The organism is Glycomyces tarimensis (genome assembly GCF_054776215.1).
Map to the genome: position 1 here is coordinate 64,869 of NZ_BAAHCB010000011.1, position 6,792 is coordinate 71,660.

General features: G+C 70.9%; 8 protein-coding genes. 4 read left to right on the forward strand and 4 right to left on the reverse strand.

Going from position 1 to position 6,792, the window contains the following annotated elements; translation table 11 throughout:
* The first annotated feature begins 27 nt into the window (after positions 1-27).
* Complete coding sequence (pcp, locus tag ACYVK3_RS10605) at positions 28-657, forward strand: pyroglutamyl-peptidase I (RefSeq protein WP_460497280.1); 630 nt, start codon at positions 28-30, stop codon at positions 655-657.
* Here the strand turns inward: pcp and ACYVK3_RS10610 are convergent.
* Both ACYVK3_RS10610 and ACYVK3_RS10615 read right to left on the reverse strand, forming a co-directional pair.
* Complete coding sequence (locus tag ACYVK3_RS10610) at positions 654-1,613, reverse strand: NAD(P)H-quinone oxidoreductase (RefSeq protein WP_460497281.1); 960 nt, start codon at positions 1,611-1,613, stop codon at positions 654-656. The two genes, pcp and ACYVK3_RS10610, sit on opposite strands and share 4 nt — an antisense overlap.
* Positions 1,614-1,630: 17 nt before the next feature.
* The gene (locus ACYVK3_RS10615) at positions 1,631-2,608 is read right to left on the reverse strand and encodes an NAD(P)/FAD-dependent oxidoreductase (protein ID WP_460497282.1); all 978 of its coding nucleotides are present in this window, start codon (positions 2,606-2,608) and stop codon (positions 1,631-1,633) included.
* A 231-nt stretch (positions 2,609-2,839) separates the two neighbouring features.
* On the opposite strand from ACYVK3_RS10615, the gene gmd reads away from it, so the two are divergent.
* Genes gmd through ACYVK3_RS10630 form a run of 3 tightly spaced genes read left to right on the forward strand, consistent with a single transcriptional unit; the run spans position 2,840 to position 5,423 of the window.
* On the forward strand, positions 2,840-3,832 hold the full coding sequence (gene gmd / locus ACYVK3_RS10620; protein WP_460497283.1) for a GDP-mannose 4,6-dehydratase: 993 nt from the start codon (positions 2,840-2,842) through the stop codon (positions 3,830-3,832).
* Between the two features lie 39 nt (positions 3,833-3,871).
* Positions 3,872-4,708 (forward strand): aldo/keto reductase, encoded by an 837-nt coding sequence (locus ACYVK3_RS10625; RefSeq protein ID WP_460497284.1) that lies wholly within the window; start codon positions 3,872-3,874, stop codon positions 4,706-4,708.
* 10 nt (positions 4,709-4,718) lie between these two features.
* Entirely contained in the window at positions 4,719-5,423 is a 705-nt protein-coding gene (locus tag ACYVK3_RS10630) for an alpha/beta hydrolase (protein WP_460497285.1), read from the forward strand.
* 3 nt (positions 5,424-5,426) lie between these two features.
* Here the strand turns inward: ACYVK3_RS10630 and ACYVK3_RS10635 are convergent, their stop codons facing one another.
* Complete coding sequence (locus tag ACYVK3_RS10635; RefSeq protein ID WP_460497286.1) at positions 5,427-6,266, reverse strand: alpha/beta hydrolase; 840 nt, start codon at positions 6,264-6,266, stop codon at positions 5,427-5,429.
* A gap of 28 nt (positions 6,267-6,294) precedes the next feature.
* A partial coding sequence (locus ACYVK3_RS10640) for a hypothetical protein (protein WP_460497287.1) occupies positions 6,295-6,792 on the reverse strand: 498 nt, incomplete at its 5' end.

A 6,792-nucleotide genomic window follows, 5' to 3' on the forward strand; every position in this document is an offset into this window, starting at 1 on the left:
GTCCCGTCTCTGCGAGGGAGTGTGATCATGCGCCGAGTTCTGCTGACCGGATTCGAGCCGTTCGGTTCCGTCCACGGCAACTCGTCGTGGGAGGCGGTCAAGCTGGCCGCCGAGCACCCGATCCGGGACGCGGTGGTCGAGACCATGCTCCTTCCGGTGACGTTCTCCGGCGCTCCCCTGGCCATGGAGGCCGCGATCGAACGCTTCGAGCCCGATCTGGTCATCGCCGTCGGTCAAGCGGGCGGTCGCACCGCGGTCGACGTCGAGCGGGTGGCGGTCAACCGGGTCGACGCCTCCATACCCGACAATGACGGCCGTCAGCCGTTCGGCGAGCCGCTCATCGCCGACGGGCCCGGTTCCTACTTCACCGGCCTGCCGCTGCGCTCGTGCGTCGCGGCCGCGCGCGAGGCCGGGGTGCCGGCCGCCGGGTCGATGACGGCCGGAACGTACGTGTGCAACGCGGTGTTCTACCGGCTCATGCACTTGGCGGCGACGCGCCGTCCCGGCCTGGTCGCCGGGTTCGTGCACGTGCCGCTGATCCCCGGGCAGTCGCTCGACGGCAACTATCCGACGCTGCCCTCCGACCTGGCGGCGAAGGGGATCGCCGCGATCGCGGCGACGGCGCTCGCCGGCGGTGATCCGTCCTTCGACCGCTAGGCGGTCAGGATCATCTTCCCGAGATGGCCGCCGGCGTTCATGAGCCGGTGGGCCTCCGCGGCTTCGGCGAGCGGCAGCCTGGTGTCGACCACGGGCTTGATGTCGCCGGAGTCGAGTGCGGACCAGACATGTTCGAAGACCTCGGCCAGGATCTGGTGGCGCTGTTCGATCGGACGCGCCCGCAGCGTGGTCCCGGCGATGGTGTGGCGCTTGGCGAGCAGCCGGCCGAGATCGATCTCGGCGGCGCGTCCCTTCTGGAGCCCGATGACGGTGAGCCGGCCGTCGACGGCGAGGGCCTTGAGGTTGTCCTCGAAGTAGGCGCCGCCGATGACGTCCAGGATGGCGTCGGCGCCGCCGGCCTCCGCGAGCGCTGCGCCGAAGTCCTGTGTGCGGTAGTCGATGACCTTGTCGGCGCCCAGCGCCTCCAGGTCTTTGGCGTGGTCCTCGCGGGCCGTGGTCCAGACCTCGGCGCCGAGGAGCCGGTGCGCGAATTGGATCGCGAAGGTGCCGATGCCGCCGGCGCCGCCGTGGACGAGCACGCGCGGGCGTTCCTTCGCGCCGCCGAGGAGGTAGCCGAGGTTGGAGTAGACGGTGGCGGCGGCCTCGGGCAGGGCGGCGGCCTCGATCAGGTCGACGCCTTCGGGTTTGGGCAGGACGAGCCCGGCGTCCACGGTGACCCGTTCGGCGTAGCCGCCGCCGGAGAGCAGGGCGCACACCTCGGTGCCGACGAGGCTCGAGTTGTCGTCGCTGCCGACGGCGACGATGGTGCCGGAGACCTCGAGGCCGGGCCAGGGCGGCGCGCCCTGCGGCGGCGGGTAGTGGCCCGCGACTTGGAGCAGGTCGGCCCGGTTCACGCCGGCGGCGGCGACTTCGATGAGGACTTCGTCCGGGTCCGGGTGCGGGTCGGGAACCGACTCGGGCACCAGGTTCCCCTTCGCGATGGTCAAGGCAAGCATGAACCGAATCCTAGGACTTACGTTCCTTCGCTCGAATGGCCGGGGAACAGGTGGGCGTCGGGGTCGATGGCGACCGCGGCGTTGTTGACGGCGGTGGCGCCTTCGCCGAAGCCGGTGGCGATGAGCCGGACCTTCCCGGGGTACTGGGCGATGTCCCCGGCGGCGAAGACGCGCGGCAGGTTGGTGGCCATGGTGGAATCGACGATGATGCAGCGCTTCTGGATCTCCAGTCCCCATTCGGTCATCGGGCCGAGGTCGGCGGTGAAGCCGAGGGCGGCGACGATCGTGTCGGCCGGCAGCTTGCGCGCCTCGGTCTCGCCCTTGACCTCGATCTCGACGCCGGCGACGCGGTCGTCGCCGAGGATGCGGGTGATCTGGGCGTTGACGAGGATGGGCACGCCGAGGTCCCGGACGCGCGCGACGCTGCCCGCGTGCGCGCGGAACTTGTCGCGGCGGTGGACGACGGTGACGCTGCGGGCGATCGGGTGGAGGGCGAGCGCCCAGTCGAAGGCGGAGTCGCCGCCGCCGACGACCACGACGTCCCGGCCGGCGTGGGCGGCGAGCTCGGGGACGAAGTAGACGATGCCGCCGCCGTGGAAGTCGGCGGCGGCGGGCAGGGGCCTGGAGGCGAAGCTGCCGAGGCCGCCGGTGATGAGCACCGAGCCGCAGGTGACCCGGGTGCCGTCGTCGAACTCCAGGACTGGCAGGCCCCCCACGTGCGAGAGCTTCTCGGCGCGGCGTCCGAGCAGGTATTCGGGGCCGAACGGGGCGGCCTGGCGAACGAGGTTGTCGACGAGGTCGCGGCCCTTGATCTCGGGGAAGCCGCCGACGTCGAAGATGAGCTTCTCGGGGTACATGGCGGTGATCTGGCCGCCGGGTTCGGGCAGCGCGTCGGCGACGATCGTCGACAGTCCTCTGAAGCCCGCGTAATAGGCGGCGTAGAGGCCGGTCGGCCCGGCTCCGATGATCGCGAGGTCCACTGAGCGTTCGGGCATGCAGCATCACCGACTCCGTTGGCAGGATTCTTGCAGTCATCCTAGCCATCCGGCGCGGACGACGGTCGCGGTCCATGCGCGCCACGAAACCCGCGAGCCGGCCACCGCCGCCTGCAGGGAATCGCGGTGGGACCGGAGCATGACCCCGGCGGCGCTACACTTGGCCGCGCCACGGCGAGGACGAAGCGGACCCCGTGCGCGCACTCACGACGAGAACTCCGGAGGCGTGAATTGGCACGGTCGGCATTGATCACCGGCATCAGCGGGCAGGACGGCTCGTACCTGGCCGAGCTGCTGCTCGCCAAGGGATACGAGGTGCACGGGATCGTGCGGCACACTTCCTCCCTGATCGCCAACACCTCCCGTCTCGACGCGGTCTACCAGGACCCGCACGAGTCGGGGCGTCGGCTGTTCCTCCACAAGGGCGACGTGACCGACGCCGGCCTGCTGGTCAACCTCATCCGCGACATCGAGCCCGACGAGATCTACAATCTGGCCGCGCAGAGCCACGTGCGCGTCAGCTTCGATCTGCCCGACTACACCGGCAACGTCACCGCGCTCGGCGCGATCCGGCTGTTGGAGGCGGTGCGCGCCTCGGGCATCGACACCCGCGTCTACCAGGCCTCCTCTTCGGAGATGTTCGGTCTGACCGCACCGCCGCAGGACGAGACCACCCCCTTCCGCCCGCGCAGCCCCTACGGCGCGGCGAAGCTGTACGCGCACTGGGCGGCGATCAACTACCGCGAGTCCTACGGCATGTTCGCCGTCAGCGGGATCGCCTTCAACCACGAGAGCCCGCGGCGCGGCGAGACGTTCGTGACCCGCAAGATCACCCGCGCCGTCGCCCGGATCGAGGCGGGGCTGGAGAAGCGCGTCTACCTCGGCAACCTCGACGCGGTGCGCGACTGGGGCTACGCGCCCGAGTACGTCGAGGCGATGTGGCTGATGCTCCAGCACTCCGAGCCGGTCGACTACGTCGTCGCCACCGGGCGCGCCGCGACCGTCCGCGACTTCGCAGAGGCCGCGTTCGCGCACGCCGGGCTCGACTGGCGCGACCACGTCGAACACGACGACCGGTACGAACGGCCGGCCGAGGTGCCCGAACTCGTCGGCGTCCCCGCCAAGATCGAGCGGGAGATCGGCTGGAAGGCGAAGGTCCACTGGGACGAATTGGCGCGCATCATGGTCGAGGCCGACCGTGCCGAAGTTCACGCCGTCTCATAACGGGAGTGGACGCGCGCGTCAGTGGATACGATCGCGGGCATGACTGAACTGAGCTCAACGATCGAACTCAACGACGGCGCGTCCATGCCCCGCATCGGGTACGGCACCTACAAGGTCGGCGACGACGAGGCCCAGCGGACCGTCGAGACGGCGCTCGAGCTGGGCTACCGGCTGGTGGACACCGCCGAGATGTACGGCAACGAGGTCGGCGTCGGCCGCGCCGTCGCGAACGCCGACATCGACCGGAGCGAGGTCTTCCTGACGAGCAAGCTCTGGAACGACCACCACGGTTACGACGCCGCCCGGCGTGCCCTCGAGGCCTCGCTGGAGCGGCTCGGCACCGACTACCTGGACCTGTACATGATCCACTGGCCCTCGCCGAAGCAGGGCCTGTACGCCGAGACGTTCCAGGCGCTGCTCAAGGCCAAGGAGGAGGGCCTGATCCGCTCGGCCGGCGTCTCGAACTTCCTTCCCGAGCACCTCGAACGGGTCAAGAGCGAGACCGGCGTGTGGCCGTCGGTGAACCAGGTCGAACTGCACCCGTACTTCAATCAGCCCGAGCTGCGCGCCTGGCACGCCGAACGCGGGATCGCGACCGAGTCGTGGGGGCCGCTGGGCCAGCGCACCGGCTCGCTGCTCCACGAGAAGCCGGTGGTCGACGCGGCCACCGCGCACGAGAAGACCGCCGCGCAGGTCGTCATCCGCTGGCATCTCCAGCGCGGCTGCGTGGTGATCCCGAAGTCGTCCCACGCCGAGCGGATCGCCGACAACTTCGCGGTGTTCGACTTCGCGCTGACCGACGAGGAGCTCGACCGGATCGACGCGCTGGACACGGGCAAGCGCCAGGGCCTCGACCCCGGCGGCAGCGAGCGTTGAGCCGGTCAGCTTGTTCGCACTGATCCACAGTCCCTTGACCGGGCCGTCGGCCTGGGAGCCGGTGGCCGAGTCGCTGCGCCGGCGCGGCCACCGGGTCGCGGTGCCGGCACTCGCCGAAGCGTTCGAGGCGGGGCCGCCCTACTACGCCGCGGTGGCGGCGTCCATCGGACGGCAGATCGCCGAGGCCGGTCCCGACGCCGCGGTGACGCTGGTGGCGCACAGCGGCGCCGGAGCTCTGCTCCCGGCGATCGCGGAGGCGACGCCGGGAGTGGACGGGGCGGTCTTCGTCGACGCGCTCCTCCCCCACCCCGGTGTCGGCTGGTTCGCGACCGTGCCGCCGCCGATGCGCGAGCGGCTGCTCGGCCTGGCCGACGGTGACCGGCTGCGGAAGTGGAGCGACTGGTTCCCTCCGGGAACGATGGAGGAACTGCTGCCGGACCCCGACCGGCGCCGGCGATTCATCGGCGAGCTGCCGTACGCGCCGCTCGCCTATTTCGAGGAGGCCGCGCCCGACCCGGCGTCATGGCCGCCGCGGCGGTGCGCCTACCTGCGATTGAGCGAAGCCTATGGTGAGCAGGAAGCCGAGGCGGCACGGCTGGGCTGGACGGTTCGGCGCCTCGACGGCGACCACCTGTCGATCGCGACCCGCGCTGAAGCGGTGGCGCCGCTGCTGGAGGATCTGGGCCGGACCGGCGCGACCGACTCCGTCGGGTGAGGGCTATCCGGCGCCGGAGGCGAGGCCGAGCTCGTCGGCCTGCGCGGCGACGGCGTCGATGACCTCCGCGCCGCCGACCAGCGCGGGGTCGTTGTGGCCGATCGCGTCGATCCGCACGACCGTCACGGTCGCGCCGGCGGCCTCGGCCGCCTCCGCGACGGCCGCGCTCTGCTCGGCCGGGACGATCTCGTCGTCCTCGCTGTAGATCACGGTGACCGGGGCGCCGTTGGAGGCGAGGTCGTCGGCGACGGGAAACCGGTCGCGCAGGATCAGGCCGACCGGCAGCAGCGGATAGTGCTCCCTGCCGATGTGGGCCAGGCTCGTGAACGGCGAGCGCAGCACCAGGGCCGCGGGGTCGACTTCGGTGGACAGCCCGGTGACGACGCCGGCGCCGATGCTCTCGCCGAACAGGACGATCCGCTCGGCCTCGAAGCGGTCGCGGAGGTGGTCCCAGCCGGCGCGGGCGTCGGCGTAGAGGCCGTCCTGGCTCGGCGAGCCGGGGTTGCCGCCGTAGCCGCGGTAGTCCAGCAGGAGCACGGTGAAGCCCTCGTCGGCCAGCGCCCGGCCGAGGGCGATCCGGTCGCCGCGGTTCCCGGCGTTGCCGGGAGCGACGAGCACGGCGGCGTCGCGGTCGGTCGAGGAGTCGGGCTCGAGTTGCCAGGCGGCGAGGTCGAGCCCGTCGGAGGTGCGCAGCGTGACCTCGGCGGCGTCGGCCTCGGGGGCGGGCGTCGACGTGTCGGGGAGGTAGATCAGGCGTCGCTGGCCGAACCAGGCAGCGAGGACCACCAGGCCCGCGACGATCAGGAGGACGACGAACAGGCGCACGATCCCGACCCAAGGCATACCCGCATTATGCCGCCGCGCGGCCGCGTCAGAAGCGCACGTCGCTCGTCACGGACTCGGGCAGCCCTTGGAGCTGGAACACCTCCCCTGTGTCCTTCTCGGTGACTTCGCCCACCGGAGCGAAGCCGAAGGTGAGCTCGTCGAGTTCCGCGGGCACTTCGAAGACGAGCGAATAGGCGGTGCCGCCCTCGCCGGCGAAGGGACTCTCGTCCAAGGTGAGGAGCTCGAAGACCTCCGGCTCACTGCCCCAGATCTGGACCGCCCGCTCGGCGTGGAGTGACAGCTCGATCTCCTCGAAATAGTCTCCGCTGCACCAATTGAACTCGATCAAGAGGTACACCGATCCGTCCGGGGCCCAGCCGTGGTCCTCCAACCAGACGCGCCGCCTCAGGTCGGCTCCCTCGAAATAGCAGCTCACCCACCACCCGTTCCTCCCGTTCAGGAACCTGAGTCGCTTGAAGTCGAACGGCTCGGTCGAGACCGGGCGCAGACCCAGGCCGTTGTAGTAGGTGCTCACCGGGTCGAT

What these genes read in the sequence shown, in the direction of transcription:
- ACYVK3_RS10615 (WP_460497282.1), bottom strand. Translation starts at nt 2,608, where the DNA reads ATGCCCGAACGCTCAGTGGACCTCGCGATCATCGGAGCCGGGCCGACC.
- ACYVK3_RS10610 (WP_460497281.1), bottom strand. Translation starts at nt 1,613, where the DNA reads ATGCTTGCCTTGACCATCGCGAAGGGGAACCTGGTGCCCGAGTCGGTT.
- pcp (WP_460497280.1), top strand. Translation starts at nt 28, where the DNA reads ATGCGCCGAGTTCTGCTGACCGGATTCGAGCCGTTCGGTTCCGTCCAC.
- ACYVK3_RS10635 (WP_460497286.1), bottom strand. Translation starts at nt 6,266, where the DNA reads ATGCCTTGGGTCGGGATCGTGCGCCTGTTCGTCGTCCTCCTGATCGTC.
- ACYVK3_RS10625 (WP_460497284.1), top strand. Translation starts at nt 3,872, where the DNA reads ATGACTGAACTGAGCTCAACGATCGAACTCAACGACGGCGCGTCCATG.